This window comes from Erythrobacter sp. SN021 (assembly GCF_021864455.1).
This window is the reverse complement of the sequence record NZ_JAKKUW010000062.1, coordinates 1-455: the sequence shown is the minus strand read 5'-3', so window position 1 is coordinate 455 and position 455 is coordinate 1. Positions and strand designations below refer to the sequence as shown.

Sequence of the window (455 nt, the reverse complement as noted above, 5' to 3'; positions counted from 1 at the left end):
ATACTATTGAAATCAATATATATTAGTGTCGCGTTAGCCGAAGTTTCTCGGTCATCCTGCATCGCCTTTGGTTGTGTATGAGGTGCATTTCCGGATGTAGGACAATGTTAGTGTAGTGTCTCACACCATCGCGAAACAGGATGGTCTGAGCAATGCTCTGGCTCACGGTTATCCAGTTTGAGGCGCGTGAACCACTTTGTTGTCTTTGTTGACGAAGATCCAGACTCTGTCATAGCGGAGGTCAGCTGAGCAGGCACTCAGCTCCCCCTTTATCTCAACTCTGAGGTCTGGCCTGTCCTTCAAAATCTGTTCTCTTGCCTCTTCGCCCGTCTTTCCAACAAGCTCCGGCCATTTCTCCTTCAGCGTCGCCATCTTAGTTTGTTAGCGCAGTCAAAACAAGAAGCAAACTCTGAAAGTCCGAGAGTACACAGTAGCTTTTCAGGCACGACCAGGAT

At 48.4% G+C, this 455-nt stretch carries 1 protein-coding gene; it reads right to left on the bottom strand.

Annotated elements, in window-relative coordinates:
• Positions 1 to 168: 168 nt before the first annotated feature.
• Entirely contained in the window at positions 169 to 372 is a 204-nt protein-coding gene (locus L5849_RS14945; protein WP_236926195.1) for a serine protease inhibitor, read from the bottom strand.
• Between the last annotated feature and the right edge of the window lie 83 nt (positions 373 to 455).